General features: G+C 72.2%; 18 protein-coding genes. 4 read left to right on the top strand and 14 right to left on the bottom strand.

What is annotated here, in order from left to right; genetic code table 11:
- Positions 1-5 precede the first annotated feature (5 nt).
- Genes ABZ815_RS34045 through uraD form a run of 6 tightly spaced genes read right to left on the bottom strand, consistent with a single transcriptional unit; the run spans position 6 to position 4405 of the window.
- Positions 6-1388 carry an 8-oxoguanine deaminase gene (locus ABZ815_RS34045; RefSeq protein WP_357705304.1) on the bottom strand — a complete coding sequence of 461 codons (1383 nt, stop codon included), beginning with the start codon at positions 1386-1388 and terminating at the stop codon, positions 6-8.
- Positions 1385-1855, bottom strand: coding sequence for a (2Fe-2S)-binding protein (locus ABZ815_RS34040; protein ID WP_357705303.1), 471 nt, complete (start codon positions 1853-1855; stop codon positions 1385-1387). The genes ABZ815_RS34045 and ABZ815_RS34040 overlap by 4 nt, the downstream gene beginning before the upstream one ends.
- Positions 1855-2715 carry an FAD binding domain-containing protein gene (locus ABZ815_RS34035; protein ID WP_357705302.1) on the bottom strand — a complete coding sequence of 287 codons (861 nt, stop codon included), beginning with the start codon at positions 2713-2715 and terminating at the stop codon, positions 1855-1857. The genes ABZ815_RS34040 and ABZ815_RS34035 overlap by 1 nt, the downstream gene beginning before the upstream one ends.
- 5 nt (positions 2716-2720) lie before the next feature.
- Complete coding sequence (gene pucL, locus ABZ815_RS34030) at positions 2721-3584, bottom strand: factor-independent urate hydroxylase (protein WP_357705301.1); 864 nt, start codon at positions 3582-3584, stop codon at positions 2721-2723.
- A complete protein-coding gene (gene uraH, locus ABZ815_RS34025) occupies positions 3585-3884 on the bottom strand; it encodes a hydroxyisourate hydrolase (protein WP_357705300.1) in 300 nt (99 codons plus the stop codon). It abuts the gene before it with no gap.
- Positions 3881-4405, bottom strand: a complete 525-nt coding sequence (uraD, locus tag ABZ815_RS34020) for a 2-oxo-4-hydroxy-4-carboxy-5-ureidoimidazoline decarboxylase (protein ID WP_357705299.1) — start codon at positions 4403-4405, stop codon at positions 3881-3883. The genes uraH and uraD overlap by 4 nt, the downstream gene beginning before the upstream one ends.
- A 145-nt stretch (positions 4406-4550) precedes the next feature.
- Between uraD and ABZ815_RS34015 the strand changes: the two genes are divergently transcribed.
- Complete coding sequence (locus ABZ815_RS34015; protein ID WP_357705298.1) at positions 4551-5393, top strand: deoxyribonuclease IV; 843 nt, start codon at positions 4551-4553, stop codon at positions 5391-5393.
- Positions 5394-5971: 578 nt separating this feature from the next.
- On the opposite strand, the gene ABZ815_RS34010 is transcribed toward ABZ815_RS34015, so the two are convergent.
- The 3 genes from ABZ815_RS34010 to ABZ815_RS34000 form a co-directional block, all read right to left on the bottom strand.
- Entirely contained in the window at positions 5972-6712 is a 741-nt protein-coding gene (locus ABZ815_RS34010) for a LytTR family DNA-binding domain-containing protein (protein WP_357705297.1), read from the bottom strand.
- A 66-nt stretch (positions 6713-6778) separates the two neighbouring features.
- A complete protein-coding gene (locus ABZ815_RS34005; RefSeq protein WP_357705296.1) occupies positions 6779-7918 on the bottom strand; it encodes a histidine kinase in 1140 nt (379 codons plus the stop codon).
- A gap of 55 nt (positions 7919-7973) precedes the next feature.
- Complete coding sequence (locus ABZ815_RS34000) at positions 7974-8570, bottom strand: molybdopterin-dependent oxidoreductase (RefSeq protein ID WP_357705295.1); 597 nt, start codon at positions 8568-8570, stop codon at positions 7974-7976.
- A 156-nt stretch (positions 8571-8726) separates the two neighbouring features.
- Here ABZ815_RS34000 and ABZ815_RS33995 point away from each other — a divergent pair, with 156 nt between their 5' ends.
- Positions 8727-9017 (top strand): YiaA/YiaB family inner membrane protein, encoded by a 291-nt coding sequence (locus ABZ815_RS33995; RefSeq protein ID WP_357705294.1) that lies wholly within the window; start codon positions 8727-8729, stop codon positions 9015-9017.
- Between the two features lies 1 nt (position 9018).
- Here the strand turns inward: ABZ815_RS33995 and thiI are convergent, their stop codons facing one another.
- From thiI to ABZ815_RS33980, 3 genes are all read right to left on the bottom strand, one after another.
- Positions 9019-10215, bottom strand: coding sequence for a tRNA uracil 4-sulfurtransferase ThiI (gene thiI, locus ABZ815_RS33990; RefSeq protein ID WP_357705293.1), 1197 nt, complete (start codon positions 10213-10215; stop codon positions 9019-9021).
- A 66-nt stretch (positions 10216-10281) separates the two neighbouring features.
- Positions 10282-10950: a response regulator transcription factor gene (locus tag ABZ815_RS33985; protein ID WP_357705292.1), complete on the bottom strand. Its 669-nt coding sequence runs from the start codon at positions 10948-10950 to the stop codon at positions 10282-10284.
- A 9-nt stretch (positions 10951-10959) separates the two neighbouring features.
- Entirely contained in the window at positions 10960-12087 is a 1128-nt protein-coding gene (locus tag ABZ815_RS33980; protein WP_357705290.1) for a DUF5931 domain-containing protein, read from the bottom strand.
- Between the two features lie 114 nt (positions 12088-12201).
- Between ABZ815_RS33980 and ABZ815_RS33975 the strand changes: the two genes are divergently transcribed.
- Positions 12202-13062 carry an MHYT domain-containing protein gene (locus ABZ815_RS33975; protein WP_357705288.1) on the top strand — a complete coding sequence of 287 codons (861 nt, stop codon included), beginning with the start codon at positions 12202-12204 and terminating at the stop codon, positions 13060-13062.
- 222 nt (positions 13063-13284) lie between these two features.
- On the opposite strand, the gene ABZ815_RS33970 is transcribed toward ABZ815_RS33975, so the two are convergent.
- The gene (locus ABZ815_RS33970; protein ID WP_357705286.1) at positions 13285-14310 is read right to left on the bottom strand and encodes a 6-phosphofructokinase; all 1026 of its coding nucleotides are present in this window, start codon (positions 14308-14310) and stop codon (positions 13285-13287) included.
- A 174-nt stretch (positions 14311-14484) separates the two neighbouring features.
- On the opposite strand from ABZ815_RS33970, the gene ABZ815_RS33965 reads away from it, so the two are divergent.
- Positions 14485-15210 carry a Clp protease N-terminal domain-containing protein gene (locus ABZ815_RS33965; protein WP_357705284.1) on the top strand — a complete coding sequence of 242 codons (726 nt, stop codon included), beginning with the start codon at positions 14485-14487 and terminating at the stop codon, positions 15208-15210.
- On the opposite strand, the gene ABZ815_RS33960 is transcribed toward ABZ815_RS33965, so the two are convergent.
- On the bottom strand, positions 15207-16568 hold the full coding sequence (locus tag ABZ815_RS33960; protein ID WP_357705282.1) for a N,N-dimethylformamidase beta subunit family domain-containing protein: 1362 nt from the start codon (positions 16566-16568) through the stop codon (positions 15207-15209). The two genes, ABZ815_RS33965 and ABZ815_RS33960, sit on opposite strands and share 4 nt — an antisense overlap.
- Positions 16569-16728 lie beyond the last annotated feature (160 nt).

The following is a 16728-nucleotide window of genomic DNA, read 5'->3' as shown; positions in this document are numbered from 1 at the left end:
ACACCTTAGTGATGGATCTCCCTCTCCGCCGAGAGCCCGCGTTCGGCCGCCAGCCGCATGAGCCTGCGATGGGCGTCGGCGCCCGCCCGCCCGGCCGCGTCGTGGGACGTCGTCCGCAGCTCGCCGTCCTCGACCACGGTCCGGCCGCCGACCAGGACGCGGGCCACCGGCGGCGGCGGCCCGAACACCAGCGCGCACACCGGGTCGGCCACGGCGGCGGTGAAGGGCCCGCCGGTCCGCCACAGGACGACGTCGGCCAGCTTGCCGGGCTCCAGCGAGCCGAGCTCGGCCTCGCGGCCCAGGTTGCGCGCCCCGCCGAGGGTGGCCAGCTCCAGCGCCTGACGGGCCGACAGCGCGCGGGGGCCGTACCTGGCCCGCTGGAACAGCAGGGCCTGCCGCATCTCCCCGGCCGGTGAGGTCAGCTCGGAGGAGGCGCTGCCGTCCACGCCGAGGCCGACGTTCGCGCCCCGGCGCAACATCTCCGACACGCGGGCGATGCCCGCGCCCAGGCGGCCGTTGGAGGAGGGACAGTGGGCCGCGCCCGTGCCGGTGCGGGCGAGCTTGGCGATGTCGGCGTCGCTGAGGTGCACGGCGTGCGCGAGCCACACGTCGGGCCCGAGCCAGCCGAGCTTGTCCATGTAGTCGACCGGACGCAGGCCGAACTGCTCCCTGCAGTGCTCGTCCTCGTCGAGGGTCTCGGCCAGGTGGGTGTGCAGGCGCACGCCCTTGTCCCTGGCCAGGGCGGCCGACTGGGTCATCAGCTCCGCGCTGGCCGAGAACGGCGAGCACGGCGCGACCGCGACCCGCACCATCGAGGACGGCGACGGGTCGTGGTGGGCGTCCACCGCCTCGGCGGTCGCCGCCAGGGCGTCGTCGAGCTCCTCGACCACCTCGTCCGGCGGCAGCCCGCCGTGCGACCGGCCGCGGTCCATCGAGCCGCGCGCCGGGTGGAAGCGGACGCCGATCTCCCGCGCGGCCTCGACCCCGGCCGCGAACAGGTCGCCCCTGCCCTTGGGGAAGACATAGTGGTGGTCGCTGGAGGTGGTGCACCCGCCCGTCGCCAGCCAGCCGAGCCCGGCCGTGGCCGCGCCTCTGACGACCTCGGCGTCCATGGCGGCCCACACGTCGTAGAGGGCCACCAGCCACTCGAACAGGGTGGCGTCCTGGGCCAGCCCCTGCGAGGCCCACTGGTAGAGGTGGTGGTGGGTGTTGACCAGGCCGGGCGTGGCCAGGCAGCCGGAGCCGTCCACGCGCCGGGCGCCCGGGGTCGCGGGCGCGGGGCCGGGGCCGAGCGCGGCGATCCGGTCGCCCTCGACCACGATGTGGCCGGAGGGGATCTCGGGGCCGACGACGGGCGCGATGTGCGCGTTCTCGATCAGCAGGGTCATCGGGCCGCCTTCCGCTCGGCGGCCAGCCGTACCGCGTCGAGGATCTTCTCGTAGCCGGTGCAGCGGCACAGGTTCCCCGCCAGGGCCTCGCGGATCTCGGCGTCGGAGGGCCGGGGCACGCGTTCGACCAGGTCGTGGGCCTGTACGACGAGCCCGGGGGTGCAGAAGCCGCACTGCACGGCCCCGCACTCGACGAACGCCTCCTGCACCGGGTCGAGCCGGTCGCCCTCGGCCAGCCCCTCGACCGTGCGCACCCGCCGCCCCTCGGCCTGCCCGGCGGCGACCAGGCACGAGCAGACCGGCAGCCCGTCGAGATAGACCGTGCACGAGCCGCATTCGCCCTGCTCGCAGGCGTTCTTGGAGCCGGGGAGCCCGATCCGCTCGCGCAGGACGTACAGCAGGCTCTCCCCCTCCCAGACGTCGTCCACGCACTGGTCGCGGCCGTTGACGGTGACGTTGAGGCGCATCAGGCGGCCCTCCTCGCGAGGTGGTCGTTCCAGGCCCAGGTGAGCGTGCGCCGGGCCATCACGCCGACGGCGTGCACCCGGTAGGCGGCCGTGCCGCGCACGTCGTCGATCGGCGCGGCGGCGGCCGCGCACAGCTCGCCGAAGCGGGCCAGCAGCGCGGGGGCGAGCGGCGCGTCCCAGTCCAGCTCCGCGGCCAGCAGGGCCTCGGCCTCCAGGGCGCGGCGCGGCGTGGGCGCGGCCGAGCCGATCCCGGTGCCCACCCGCCGTTCGCCGGGGTGCAACGCGACCGCGAACGAGCACACCGCGATCACCATGGCGTTGCGCGTGCCGACCTTGGAGAAGTACTGGGGTCCCGGGGCGGGCCCGACGCGCACGGCCCTGATCAGCTCGTCCGGTTCCAGGGCGTTGCGCTTGACCCCGAGGTAGAACTCGTGCGCGGGGATCAGGCGGATGCCCCGGTCGCGCGACTCGGCCTCGACGACCGCGCCCGCCGCCAGCAGCGGCGGGTGGCTGTCGCCCGCGGGCGAGGCCGCGCCGAGGTTCCCGGCGACCGTGCCGCGGTTGCGGATCTGCGGCGAGCCGACCGTGCGCGCGGCCTGCGCGAGGCCCGGCAGCACGCCGTCCAGCTCGTCGACGACCGTCGCGTACGTCACCCCCGCCCCGATCCGGCAGACCCCGTCGGTCATGCCCCATTCGCGAAGCTCGGCCACCTGGTTGAGGTCGAGCAGCGCCTCCGGCCTGCGCACGTCGAAGTTGATCTCCACCATCACGTCCGTGCCGCCCTGGACGGGCAGCGCGCCGGGCCGGTCCGCCTTGGCGGCCAGCGCCTCAGCCCACGTGGTGGGCCGCAAGAAGTCCATCGTCCTCACTCCCAGGCGAATCCCGCGTCCGGCGCGTCCTCGCGCAGCACGCTGCCCTCGATCAGCCCGTAGGGGCGGTCGGCGGCGTAGAAGACCTCGTTCTCGTTGTCCAGGCCGAACGGCGACAGATCGACCAGGAAGTGGTGCTTGTTCGGCAGCGCGAACCTGACCTCGCAGACCTGCGGGCAGGTCGTCAGCACCCGCTCGCCCATCGCGTAGAGGGTCTGCTGCAACGACAGGCTGTACGTCTGCGCGAACGCGTCCAGCAGGCCCTCGCGCACCCGCGCGTACGGCGGGCGCTCCCCCGTCCCGGTGTGCCGCCACTGCGCGGTGACCGCGGTGGCCAGGACGCGGTCGGTCGTCGGCTGGAGGGTGGTGTACTCGTCCACGAGGTAGCCGTGGAACTCCGAGCCGGTCGAGTTCAGCACGACCAGGTCCTTCAGGCCGGACACGACGGTGGTGCGGCCGTCCCGGTCGTGGTGGACGACGCACGTGCGCACCTCGCCGCCGTCGCGCACGAAGGAGTGCAGCGACCGGCCGGGGATGCGGTTCCAGGCGTACTCCTCGATCTCCACCCGCGCGTGGTGGATGGAGGCGTGCGCCGAGACGTAGTGGCGGGCCAGTAAGAGGGCGAAGTCCTCGATCTCGCCGACGCCGTGCTTCCTGGCGAAGGCGTAGACGGTGTTCTTCTGCGTGTCGGTGGGCAGGACGGCGGCGTTGTCGCCGTTCCTGTGCACCTGTTCCATGTCGCCCGACAGCGAGGAGCTGACGTTGACGTCCTTGACGTGGTGGACGTCTCCGTCCCTGACCACGTGGACGAGCCTGGTCTCCGCCTTGCCGTAGCGGTTGGGGCCGAGCTTGACGGTCATCTAGCTCCCTCGGTAGGTGGAGTAGGCGTACGGGCTGAGCAGCAGCGGCACGTGGTGGTGCGCGCCGGGGTCGGTGACGGTGAAGGCGATGACGACCTCGGGGTAGAAGGTGTCGGCCAGGTAGCCGCCGGTGTCGAAGACGACCCGGTGCACGCCCTCCTCGGTGACCCAGCCCGTGATCCGGCCGTCGGCGTCGGTGCTGCCCCGGGCGAGCACGCGGCCCTCGCGCTCCAGCCGGACGCGGACCCCGGCGGCCGGCCGGCCCGCGACCGCGTCCAGGACGTGTGTCGAGAAGCTCATCTCCCCTCCTCTTCCATGAGCTTCCCCAGCCGGAGCCGGGTGATCTTCGCCAGCTCGTCGCGGACGACGCCGCGCTCGCCCTCCTCGTCGTTGCCCAGCCGGGCGCGCAGCCGGGCCAGCAGCTCGGCCCCGCTCAGGCCGGTCGCGCACACCAGGTAGACGTGCCCGAAACGCTCCTCGTACGCGCGGTTGCCCGCGGCCAGCGCGGCCCGCAGCTCCGCCGCCTCCTCGGAGGTGTCCTCCTGCGCGCCCGCCTGCTCCTCGCGCGACCAGCGCGACTCCCGGCCGTCCCCGGACGGGCGTTCCCCGATCCGCGGGTGGGCCGCCAGCGCCTCCAGCACGTCGGGCCACTTCAGCTCGCGCACCGCGGTCTCGGCGGCCTCGGCGAGCCGTTCGCGGCCGGCGTAGGGCCTGCGGGCGGCCACCGCCGCGGCGAAGGCGCGGGAGGCGCAGCAGGCCAGCAGCTCGGCCTCCGCCTCCTCACGCGGCCGCCGGTTGAACCGGGCCAAGGAGTTGGGCATGTCAGCAGTACACACAGGGGCCTGCTCCCCGGTCCATCCGTGAGAACTCCCAAGTACGCAACGGGATGGCCAGGACTTTTCGTGTCATGCTCCAACCCGGCCCCGGCCGGGACGCCGCTGAGCTGCGCCTACACTGGGAGCCATCATGACCTTGACATCCCTGATCGGCGGGCACGTGTCCGTCACCGGCGGCCTGGCGACCGGCGGCCTGAAGTACATGGCCGAGATCGGCGCCGAGATGATCCAGGTGTTCGTCACCAACCCGCGCGGCTGGGCGCTCAACGACGGCAAACCCGCCGAGGACGCCAAGCTGGCCGAGTCCGGCGTCACCGCCTTCATCCACGTGCCGTACCTGGTGAACTTCGGCTCGCCCAACCCCGAGACGCTGGCCAACTCCATCGCGGTCGTCCGCCACGGGCTGCGGCGCGGGGTCGAGACCGGCGCCAAGGGCGTCGTCGTCCACACCGGCTCGGCCGTCACCCAGTCGCGCGACGACGCGCTGCGCCAGGTGCGCGAGACGCTGCTGCCGCTGCTCGACGAGATCCCCGAGGGCGGCCCCGACCTCCTGCTGGAGCCCATGGCGGGCCAGGGCGCGATGCTCTGCGCGACCGTCCAGGACCTGGAGCCCTATCTCGCGGCGCTCGACTGGCACCCGCGGGCCTGCGTCTGCCTCGACACCTGCCACGCCTTCGCCGCCGGCCACGACCTGGCCGCCGAGGGCGGGGTGCGGGAGACGTTCGACGCGCTGCACGCCCTCGCGCCCGGCCGGCTCAAGCTCATCCACGCCAACGACTCGAAGGACGTGTGCGGGGCCAAGAAGGACCGTCACGAGAACATCGGCGCGGGCCACATCGGCGCGGAGCCGTTCGCCGAGATCATGCGGCATCCGGCGGTGGCGGGGGTGCCCATCTGCATCGAGACGCCCGGCAAGGCCGACAGGCACCGCGAGGACATCGAGCTGCTGAAGAAGCTTCGCGACGAGGGCTGATCCGGCGTCCCCCCGGTGACGGGCGCCTGGTTCCTGATCGTGAGAGGGGCGCCTGCTTTCGCGATCCGGCCGCCCCCGAAGGCCGGATCGCGGGGCCGGGGTCCGTGGCCTCCGCAGGCGCCCCTTCACGTGATCGGCAGGCGGGCCCTACCCCCCGGTCAAGGGCCCGACAGCCGTGGTGACCTGGTTGGTCACCGGTGAAGCCGACGCATCAGGCCCTTGCTTGGGCCTCGCGGCCCGTCCCCCCCGATGCGCCGGGTGGCTTCCGATGCCGAAACACTACGGTCGCGATCTTGTAGGAGACACCCCGTTCACGGTCAGCTCGCTGAACGGTCTGTAGTCATCGACATACGGAGGGTGTCCGCCCGGTGAACGGTCACCCACCGGCGACGAACGGTTGCTTCCTGGGTTCTCCACGGAGGCCGCGCGACGCGGCCGGGCCCTGCCCGCACCGCGTCCGACCCATGTGACCTGGGAAGACTTTTACCATCGGGCAGCCGCGACGGGCTCGGCGACCGGCCGTGGACCGGCCGCCGGCACGCCCTGCTTCACGCCCGCCCATTCGTGCCGGGCGAGGGTCAGGAGAAGACGCCGCGATGCTGGCGGACGAGCTGCTCACGCACCTGGCGGCTGTGACGCCGGCTGACCTGAAGCGTCTCGGTGCCGACGGTGAGCGTGACCCGGCCGCCCTCGAAACGCAGCTCGCTGACGTGCCGCGCCGAGACCAGCGTGCTGCGGTGGACGCGGATGAACCCCGCCTCCGACCAGCGGCGTTCGAGCGCGGCCAGCGACATGCGGACGAGGTAGCTGCCGTCGCCGGTGTGCAGCCGCACGTAGTCGCCCTTGGCCTCGGCGAACCAGACGGCCTGCTGCGGCACGAACCTGGTGCGGCCGCCCAGCTCGACCGGGATGACGTCGTCCTGGCTCGGCTCGGCGGGCGGCGCGGAGGCCGCCTCCAGCCGCCTGACCGCCTCCGACAGCCGCTCGGCCCGGACCGGCTTGAGCAGGTAGTCGACGGCCTCCAGCTCGAACGCCTGCACCGCGCACTCCTCGTGCGCCGTGACGAACACCAGCTTGGGCGGGCTGGGAAAGCCGCCGACCAGCCGGGCGAGGTCGAGCCCGCCGAGGCCCGGCATCCGGATGTCGAGGAAGATCCCGTCGAGCCGCTCGCCGCCGCCGATCATCTGCACCATGTCCTGCAGCGCGGTGACGCCGTCGGCCGCGGTCGCGACGTGTTCGATTCTGGTGTCCTGGCGCAGCAGATAGGCGAGTTCCTCAAGAGCGGGCACCTCGTCGTCGACTGCCAGGACCCTCAGCATGGCCTCCACGCTCCCGTATGAAAGCAAAGGTCAGCCGCGACACGCCAGCCCAGCGTAAGGAAAAGACTACAATGAGCTAAATTGCGTCTTCGGGACGCGCAGCCGCACCCTCGTGCCGGCGCCGAGCGCGGTCTCCACGACGAGGCCGTAGCCGTCGCCGTAGATCTGGCGCATGCGCAGGTCGACGTTGGCCAGGCCGATGCCGCCGCCCTCGCGGGCCGGTTCGCCGTCGAGCATGCGCCTGGCGCACTCGGGGTCCATGCCGGTGCCGTCGTCCTCGACGGTGATGTGGGCCTCGGGGCCGGCGTCGCGGACCACGACCCGCACCTCGCCGCCGCCGCGCCGGCCGCGCATGCCGTGCTTGATGGCGTTCTCCACCAGCGGCTGGAGGCACAGGAAGGGCACCGGCACCGGCAGCACCTCGGGCGCGACCTGCATGCTGAAGCGCAGCTTGTCGCCGAAGCGGGCGCGTTCCAGCAGCAGGTACCGGTCGACGCAGGTCAGCTCGTCGGCCAGGGTGGTGAAGTCGTGGGCCCTGCGCAGGGCGTAGCGGGAGAAGTCGGCGAAGTCGAGCAGCAGCTCGCGGGCGCGCTTGGGGTTCGTGCGGACGAACGAGGCGATCGTGGTCAGCGCGTTGTAGACGAAGTGGGGCGAGATCTGGGCGCGCAGCGCGCGCATCTCGGCCTCCAGCGCCCGCCGCCGCGAGGCGTCGAGGTCGGCCAGTTCGAGCTGCCCGGACACCCAGCGGCCCAGCTCGGTCACGGTACGCACGAGCGTCGCGCTGACCTCCTCGTCGAAGGCGGCCAGCGTACCCACGACCGTGCCGTCGACGGTCAGCGGCACGACCACGGCCCCGTACGGCCGCCCGGCGAACACCTGCGCCCGCCCGGCGGCCAGGGTGGTGCGGGCATAGGTGAGCACGTCGTCGGTGCACGGGCCGTCCCAGGCCAGCGCGGCGTCGATGGAGGTGATCGCGACCGCCCGGGTGCCGAGCAGCGTGTGCAGGTGGCGTACGGCCTTGCGCGCCGAGTCGCGGTCGAGCCCGGTACGCAGGGCGGGCGCGGCCAGCCCCGCGACGTGCAACGCGGTGAAGGTCGCCTCGTCCTTGCCGCCGCCTCCGGGAAGCGGCCGGCGGCGCGCCCTGGCACAGGCGTAGCCGAGGACGAAGGTCAGAAGGGAGAGCGCCACGCATGCGGTGGTCTGCATGCGCAAAACCGTAGCCAATAACCGGTCGTGTTCGGGCGGAAACCCGGAGTGAAGTCTAGGGTGGACCCTCGCCGGGTTCCTCCTGGTAGGAGTAACGCTGTTCGCGCCAGGGATCGGCCAGGTTGTGGTACCCGCGCTCCTCCCAGAAACCTCGCCGGTCCTCCAGGAGATATTCGATGGCCCGCACCCATTTGACGCTCTTCCAGGCGTACAGGTGGGGGACCACGATGCGTACGGGGTAACCGCGGTCGGGACTGAGCGGCTTCTCGTCCAGCTCCGTGGCGAGCAGGGTGTCGGGGGCGGCGAAGTCGGACATGCGGAGGTTGGCGCTGTAGCCGTACTCGGCCCAGATCATGACGTGACGCACGCCGGGGTCGGGCGGCGCCAGCTCCATGATCGTGGCCGGGGTGACGCCCCGCCACTCGTTGGCCATGAGGGAGAACTTGGTGACGCAGTGGAAGTCGGCGATGCGCGTGTCCCGGGGCAGCTTCTCGAAGTCCGCCCAGGTCAGACAGTGCTCCTCGCCGGAGGCCGTGGCCCCGAAGACGCGGAAGTCCCAGCTGTCCGGCTTGAACGAGGGCACCCTGCCGTAGTGGATCACGGGGCGGCCGCGCGGGACGTACTGGCCTGGAGGCAGGCGCGACTCCTCCACGATCACTCCCCTCACCGATCTCGCGTCTTGGGCCATCCTGCCATCGGCCCGGCCGAGCCCCGCGCCCGGGGCTGGGGCGTGGCCTTGTCGTACTCAGGAGTAACTTGAGTACGACACCTCATGCGGCGGCCTGGCCTGCGGGATCACCATGAGCTCATGACCAAGCCCATCCGTACCACGCAGACCACCGCGTTCTACGTCCAGGCGATCCTGTCGTTCGCCGTCGCCGTGTCGTCCGTGGTGATCGCCCTGATCTACCTGCCGGCCTCCGGCTGGATCCGGGCCTTCCTCGCGCTCGGCCTGTTGTACGTGGTCACCTCCACGGTCAACCTGTGCAAGGTCGTCCGCGACCGGCAGGAGCTGGCGGAGGTCACCAACCGCGTGGACCAGGCCAGGCTGGACAAGCTGCTGGCCGAGCACGACCCGTTCAAGGTCGACGCGGCCTGACCTACAGCGTGTACTCCTGGATCGAGTCGGCGAGCTGCACGCACAGCTCCTCGGCGTCGAGCCGCTTCTCGATCTGCTTGAGGTCCTCGATCTTGGCCCGGGTCTCGGCGCGCTTGGGAGCCAGCAGGGAGCAGCAGTCCTCGTCGGGCAGCTCCGAGATCTCCAGCGTGCCGATGCGCCGGGCCTCGGCCATGATCTCGGTCTTGTCCCAGCCCACGAGCGGGCGCAGGATCGGCAGGTCGACCGCGTTGTCCTGGGCGGTGATGTTGGCCAGCGTCTGGGAGGAGACCTGGCCGAGCGCGTCGCCGGTGATCAGGGCGCCGGCGCGGATGCGGTGGGCGACCTCCTCGGCCGTCTTCAGCATGAGCCGCCGCTGGGCGATCACCGCCAGGCGGTCCTGGCCCGAGTTGCGGATCGACTGCTGCGCCTTGCCGAACGGCACCACCCACAGCCGCGACCTGCCCTGGAACCTGTCGAGCTTCCTGACCAGCGCGTACGCCTTGTAGATCGACTCGGAGGTGGTGAACGGGATGCCGGAGAAGTGCAGGAAGTCGACGTGGAGGCCGCGCTTCATCATCCGGTAGGCCGCCACCGGCGAGTCGATGCCGCCCGACATGAGCACCAGCGCCCGGCCGCTGCTGCCGACAGGCAGGCCGCCCTGGCCCGGGATGCCGTCGGTGAAGACGAACACCTCGTCCCTGTCGACCTCGATGTGCACGGTCAGCTCGGGGTTCTTCAGGTCGACGGGCAGGTGGTACTCGTCGTTGATCGCGCCGCCGACGAGCCGGTCGAGCTCGTTGGAGCGCAGCGGGAAGCGCTTGTCGCGGCGGCGGGAGCGCACGGCGAAGCGGGCCCCGCGGGCGACCTCCTCGCGGTCGCGGATCAGCTCCAGGGCGGCCTTGAGCACGCTGTCGGGGTCTTTGGCCACCCGCCAGGTCTGGTGGATCCACACCAGGCCGGGCACGTCGGCGACCCGCCGGGCCACCGCCTCGGCCTGCTCGACGCCCGAACCCTCGGGCAGGAAGATCGCGACGACGCCGTGGCGTCTGCGCACGTCCGTCTTGAGGCCGAGATCCTGGAGCGCGAAGCGGATGTTGTCGATCAGGCGACGCTCGAACAGCTCACGGTTCTTGCCCTTGAGGACGATCTCGCCCAGCTTGAGCAGAACGCATGGCTCGCCCAGGGCGGACATCGTCATGGTGGAACCTCCGGGGAAGACGGGGAAAGCGCGGCCGTAGGAAGGCAACGCCGCGACCCATCGAGTTTAGTCCGCGTCGAGGCCCTGCTCGATCGCATATCGGACCAGTTCCACCCGGTTGTGCAACTGGAGCTTGACCAGCGTGTTCTGCACGTGGTTCTGGACCGTGCGGTGCGAGAGCACCAGGCGGTCGGCCACCTGCCGGTAGGTCAGGCCCTTGGCGACCAGCCTGAGCACCTCCGTCTCACGCTCGGTCAGCCTCGGCCCGTCGTCGCCCGCGCGGCCGGCGGCGGCCGGACTCGCGGCCGGACTCGCGGCCAGCCGCCGGTACTCCCCGAGGACCAGCCCGGCCAGGCCCGGCGTGAAGACGGCGTCGCCGTCGGCGGTGCGGCGGACGGCGTCGAGGAACTCCTCCCGGCTCGCCGACTTCACCAGATATCCGGACGCGCCGGCCTTGACCGCGGCCAGCACGTCGTCCTGCTCGGCGCTGGCCGACAACACCAGGACCTTCGGCGCCGGGTCGGCCCCGGCCAGCCCGGCGGCCACCTCGGCCCCGGACATGTCGGGCAGGTGCAGATCCAGCACCACGACCTCGGGACGTACGGCCCCGGCCGCCCGGATCGCCTGCCGCCCCTCCCCCACCACCGCCACGACGTCGTAGCCCGCCTCGGACAGATCCCTGGCCACGCCGTCGCGCCACATGGGATGGTCGTCCACGACCATGACCCGCACCATGACGCCACTCTAACCGGGGCCGCCCGTGCCTTTCCGCGTCCGCTCGGCGGGCAGGCTGATCTCGATCTCGGTCCCCGACGGCGCGGAGGTGACGGCGACCGTCCCGCCCAGGTCGGCGACGCGTCCGCGGATGGACTGCGCGACGCCCAGGCGGCCCTCGGCGGCGGCCCGCTCCAGGCGGCCCTCGGGGATGCCGGGCCCCTCGTCCCGGACGGTCACCATGACCACGTCGTCGCAGGACTCGGCGAACACCCAGGCCCGCGCGTCCGGGCCGCAGTGCCTGCGCACGTTGTCCAGGGCGGCCCCGACCGCGGCCGCCACGCCCTCGGCCGCCGGGGTGGGCAGGACGAGCGGCGTGGCCGGGGTGGAGACCGTCACCAGCGGCGAGCCGTGCCGCATGAGCAGGGAGCGCAGGTCGGTGGAGCCGGTCGGGGCCGGGCGGGCGGCGATGAGCTCGCGCAGCGCGGCCTCCTGCTCGCCGGCCAGCCGGCCCAGCTCGGCCGCCTCGCCGCCGATCTGCCGGCCGCGCCGCTGGACCACGGCCAGCACCTGGAGGACGGAGTCGTGCAGGTCGCGGGCCAGCCGGTCGCGTTCGCGCTGGGCGGCCTCCATCTCGGCCGCGCGCTGCATGCGCTCCTCGGCCTCCTTGGCCAGCCGGGCCACGTGTCCGACCACCACTCCTGACAGGAACAGCAGGACGGCGCCGTTGATCATCACGGGCGCGTCCGGGGCGCGCACGCGCAGCCACAGGTCCGCGGCGGCGACGACGGCCGCCGCCACCGCGCCCGCGCGCCTGCCGCCGTACACGGCCCAGGCCAGGACGGGCGCCGCGATCCAGGTGGCGGGCACGGGCATGGTGCCCGCCGCGCCCTGCCGGGCGCCCTCGACGTACGGCGAGGCCAGCAGGCAGGCCAGGGCCACCAGCAGGTCGATGGCCGGCAGCGGCCACCCGCGCAGCCCCTCGACCGAGTACGCGTACGTGGCCCCGGCCGTCCACAGGGCCATCAGGGCGATCACCAGCCAGCCGATGACCGGCTCCTCGTACCCGCGGTACTGGGCCATCAGCACGGCGGCGTACAGCAGCGACGCGACGCGGAAGACCGCGATCGCCCGCCAGAAGGGCCCCTCGATGCTCATGAGACCTTTTCATGTTTCCGACACGGCGGTTGACAGATAGTTGCGTTATCCATGCGATAAGGACGGGACGGATGACACAATCCGTGAACCCCTAATCACAAGGAATGTCGATATATGACCGCTGTTAATCATTTCACCCACGGACCGCTCACTCCGCTGCTCGCGTACCTGATGTCGTGCCTGGGTTCGATGCTCGGACTGCGGCTGACCGCCCAGGCCCACGCGAGCCGCGGCGCGTCGCGGATGCGCTGGCTGATCGGCGCGGCGATCTCCATAGGCGGCACCGGGATCTGGGTCATGCACTTCGTCGGGATGATGGGCTTCGCGGTGGAGGGCACGCAGATCAAGTACGACGTGCCGCTCACCGTCGCCTCGGCCGCCGTGGCCATCGTGGTGGTCGGCACCGGGCTGTTCCTGGTGTCCTACGGCCGCGGCCGGGCCCTGGCGCTGCTCGGCGGCGGCCTGCTCACCGGGCTCGGCGTGGCCAGCATGCACTACCTCGGCATGTACGCCATGAACATGAGCGCCCACGTCTCCTACGACCGCACGACCGTGGCCGCGTCCGTGGTCATCGCCGTCGTGGCCGCGACCGCCGCGCTCTGGTTCACCCTGCGGGTCAAGAGGACGATCTGGATCACCGGCGCGGCGATGGTCATGGGCGTGGCCGTCTCGGGCATGCACTACACCGGCATGTACGCCATGCGGGTCTCCGTCGACGCCGAGCCCGGCATGGTCACCGGCGCCGACGCCCTGGACTTCCTCGTCCCCCTCATGACCGTGATCAGCCTGATCACGCTGACCATGCTGCTCATGGTGATCCTCGCGCCCTCGGAGGAGGAACTGCACGAGGACGCCGAGATGGTCGCCCGCCTGGAGCTGCGCCGGCGTACCGCCCAGCAGCAGCGCCTGGCCTACCCCGCGCCCCCGGCCGCCCCCCGCCCGCAGCAGCAGATGATGCGGACGCCCCGCCGCTGAGCCCGCACGCTCCCGTGGACGCGACGAGGGCGCGCCGGAGGTGGATCTCCCCGGCGCGCCCCGCGGTTGAGCTATCTCCTGGGTACGGCTTGCGGCGCGAAGTGGGCCGCCGACTCGCTGCGCCCCAAGCCGTACCCCGAGGGGGGTTGTAAGCGGTAACCCCGCTGTCCAGAAGGTACGGCCCGGCGCTTGCAAGCCGCTTTCACCCAGCCGAAGAAGACCTCAGCCGAAGAAGACCTCGGCCTCGGAGTACCGGGACACCGGCACGGTCTTCAGCTCGGCCGTCGCCTCGTCGAGCCCGACCCGGACGATGTCGGTGCCGCGCAGGGCGACCATCTTGCCGTAGTCGCCCTCGTGCGCGGCGTCGATCGCCTGGAGGCCGAACCTGGTGGCCAGCACCCGGTCGTAGGCCGTCGGGGTGCCGCCGCGCTGGATGTGCCCGAGCACGGTCGTCCGGGCCTCCTTGCCGGTGCGCTTCTCGATCTCCTTGGCCAGCACCTCGCCGACGCCGCCGAGCCGGACGTGCCCGAACGCGTCGAGGGTGCCGGTCTGCAGCTCCATCTGGCCCTCGATCGGGTGGGCACCCTCGGCCACGACGATGATCGGCGAGTAGCGGGTGCGGAAGCGGGACTCGACGTACTCGCAGACCCGGTCGATGTCGAAGGGCTTCTCGGGGATGAGGATCACGTTGGCGCCGCCGGCCATGCCCGCGTGCAGCGCGATCCAGCCCGCGTGGCGGCCCATGACCTCGCAGATCAGCGCGCGGTGGTGGGACTCGGCGGTGGTGTGCAGCCGGTCGATGGCCTCCATCGCGATGTTGACCGCGGTGTCGAAGCCGAAGGTGTAGTCGGTGCCGGACAGGTCGTTGTCGATGGTCTTGGGCACGCCCACGACGTTCACGTCGCGGTCGTAGAGCTGCTTGGCCACGCCGAGCGTGTCTTCGCCGCCGATGGCGATCAGGGCGTCGACGCCGGTGGCGAGGAGGTTCTCCTTGATGCGGTCGACGCCGCCCTGGATCTTGATCGGGTTGGTCCGGGAGGATCCGAGAATGGTGCCGCCCCGCGGCAGGATGCCTCGTACGGCCTGGATGTCGAGCGGCATCGTGTCGCCTTCGAGGGGGCCGCGCCAGCCGTCGCGGAACCCCACGAACTCATGGCCGTACGCGCTCACCCCCTTACGCACCACGGCCCTGATGACGGCGTTGAGACCCGGACAGTCTCCGCCTCCGGTGAGCACTCCTATACGCATGGCGGGTTCCTCCCGATGGGGTTCACGAACCATTGCTCGGTGACAGCTCGCATTGTGCCTGCCGGGGCGCACAGTGGTCTAGACCAAACGCCAGGCGCAGATCATTTCCGGAGAGGAACCCACATTCGTCAACCAAGGGTTGACGAATAGAGAACGTCAACCTATGGTTGACGCATGGATGGAACCGTACGTCTCGACGACCTCATCGCCGCCATCAAGAGCCGCCACCCGGACGGCGACCCGCTCGGCCAGCTCACCGACGCCGTCACGCTCGGCGAGCACCTCGGCGAGGTGGCCGACCACCTGATCGGCCACTTCGTGGACAACGCCCGCCACTCCGGCGCCTCCTGGACCGACATCGGCCGCAGCATGGGCGTCACCAAACAGGCCGCCCAGAAGCGGTTCGTGGTCAAGGAGGGCAGCTCGCTCGCCGACGACCTGCGCAACTACGCCCGTTACACCGACAAGGCACGGGTCGCGGTGGTCAAGTCGCAGGAGGAGGCGCGGCTGTCGGGGCACGACCACATCGAGGTCGGGCACCTGGTGCTCGGGCTGCTGCACGTGCCGGAGGCGCTGGCCGCCTCGACCATGGCCACCCTCGGCGCGTCCGCCGAGGCGGTCAGGGAGGCCGTCACGGCGGCCATGGGGCCGGGCGGCGGGCAGTCGCCCGTCACCCTGCCGTTCGCCGCGCAGAGCGCCAAGGCGCTGGAGCTGACCCTGCGGGAGGCGCTGCGGCTCGGGCACAACTACGTCGGCACCGAGCACCTGCTGCTCGGCGTGCTCTCCCTGGAGGAGGGCCCGGTGGTGCAGGCCCTCGCCGACCTCGGCGTGCGCAAGGAGGCGGCCGAGCAGGAGATCAGGAAGCGGCTGGAGGCGATCCTGCGCGAGCGCCGCTCCTAGCCTTCCTGGGGGCCTTCAGGGGTGCCTTCAGGGGTGCCTCCCGGGGCGTGCCGGCGGATCTTGGGGGCGGCGGCGTTCCCCGTCGGCACCCCGTGCTTTTGAGGGGCCCGGGCGGGGTGGTGCGGAAGCGCGGCGGCGCGTTCGCCGGCGGGGCCCGCCGCGAAGCGGGTCAGCACGTTCGCCGTCGCGCGGCGGGTGAAGGCGGCCGCGGACTCGGGGACGCCGTGACCGCACCGCTTGCCGCGCATCGCGCACACCCAGCGCATCGTGCCGGACGCGAACACCCCGGCCCCGCTCGGCGCGGTGTAGTACGTGCTCTGCGACGTCGTCGCCCGTCCCCCGCACGAGAACGACGAGTCGGCCAGCACCTCGACGCCCTTCGGCGAGCCGCGCGAGACCTTGTCGCTCTCCGGGCCGACCATGCCGGGGAAGCGCCGCCCCCGGGTGCCGGCGAAGATCCAGTGACCGGGCCTGGTGACCGTGTAGGCGCCCTGGGCGGGGAAGCAGTCGTACATCTGCCCCACCAGGGCGCTCTCCGGGCGGGAGTCCCGCCACAGCGGGCACAGCCGTTCCTTGTCGCAGGCGACCGTCCTGCCCTTGATCGCGATCCGCCAGTAGACGGCGTTCGCGCCGAGGAAGGCGAGGTTCGTCCCGCTGTCCCTGGCCCGGGTGACGGCCGTGCGCATGGCGGGCGACCAGTACTCGTCGTGGCCCAGCGAGAGCACGGCCTTGGCGCCGTCCAGCACGCCGGGGCCGAGGTCGAGGCTCGTGAGGTAGGCCAGGGGCACGCCGCTGCGCTCGGCCACGTCCAGCGCCGACTGCTCGAAGTCGAGGAACAGGCGGGCGCCGGCGCCGTCGTACGGGCGGTCGAAGGTGACCTCGCGCGAGCGGTCGGCGAAGCCGCCGGGGCCGAGGTACAGGCTGCGCCCGCCCCACAGGTTGTACGCCTGCCAGGTGGTGACCGCGTTCACCACCACCACGCGGCCCCGGGTCGAGGCCGAGCGCACGGTGATCGGCACGTACCGCTGGGCGCCGGTCGAGGCGTCCAGCCTGATCAGGTACGCGCCCTCCGTCCAGCCTCGGGTGTCCACGGTGAGCGAGGGCTTCCAGTGCGCGGCGGTCACCATGCGGGCCACGGTCCTGGCCGGGGGCTGGCGTACGCCCTTGACCTGGGAGGACTCCCACACCTTCGCCGGGTGCGCGCCCATCCTGAAGGCGGCGGCGGTGAAGCGCGGGGCGGTGGTGGACACGTGCAGGGCGAAGCGCTCGCCGGGCAGCACGCTCACGTGGTCGGCGTAGCCCTCGATCTCGTGCTCGGCCCCGCGGGTGGTGATCCGCCACGACTCCCCCGCGTTCACCGTCGGCGGCGACGGGCGGCCCGGTTCCGAGGGCGTCGGCGCGGGCGGCGCGAGCGCGGCGGGCACGTCCGCACGCCGCACACCACGCCCACCCGCAGCAGCTCGCCCTCGTCGTCGCGCCAGGTCACGCCTCTGACCTTGAGGCGCCTGGCGAGCGCGT

It is taken from the genome of Nonomuraea sp. NPDC047529, assembly GCF_040642995.1.
GTDB lineage: Bacteria > Actinomycetota > Actinomycetes > Streptosporangiales > Streptosporangiaceae > Nonomuraea.
Note: the sequence above shows the minus strand (reverse complement) of the source record. Positions and strands in the feature narration are given on the sequence as shown.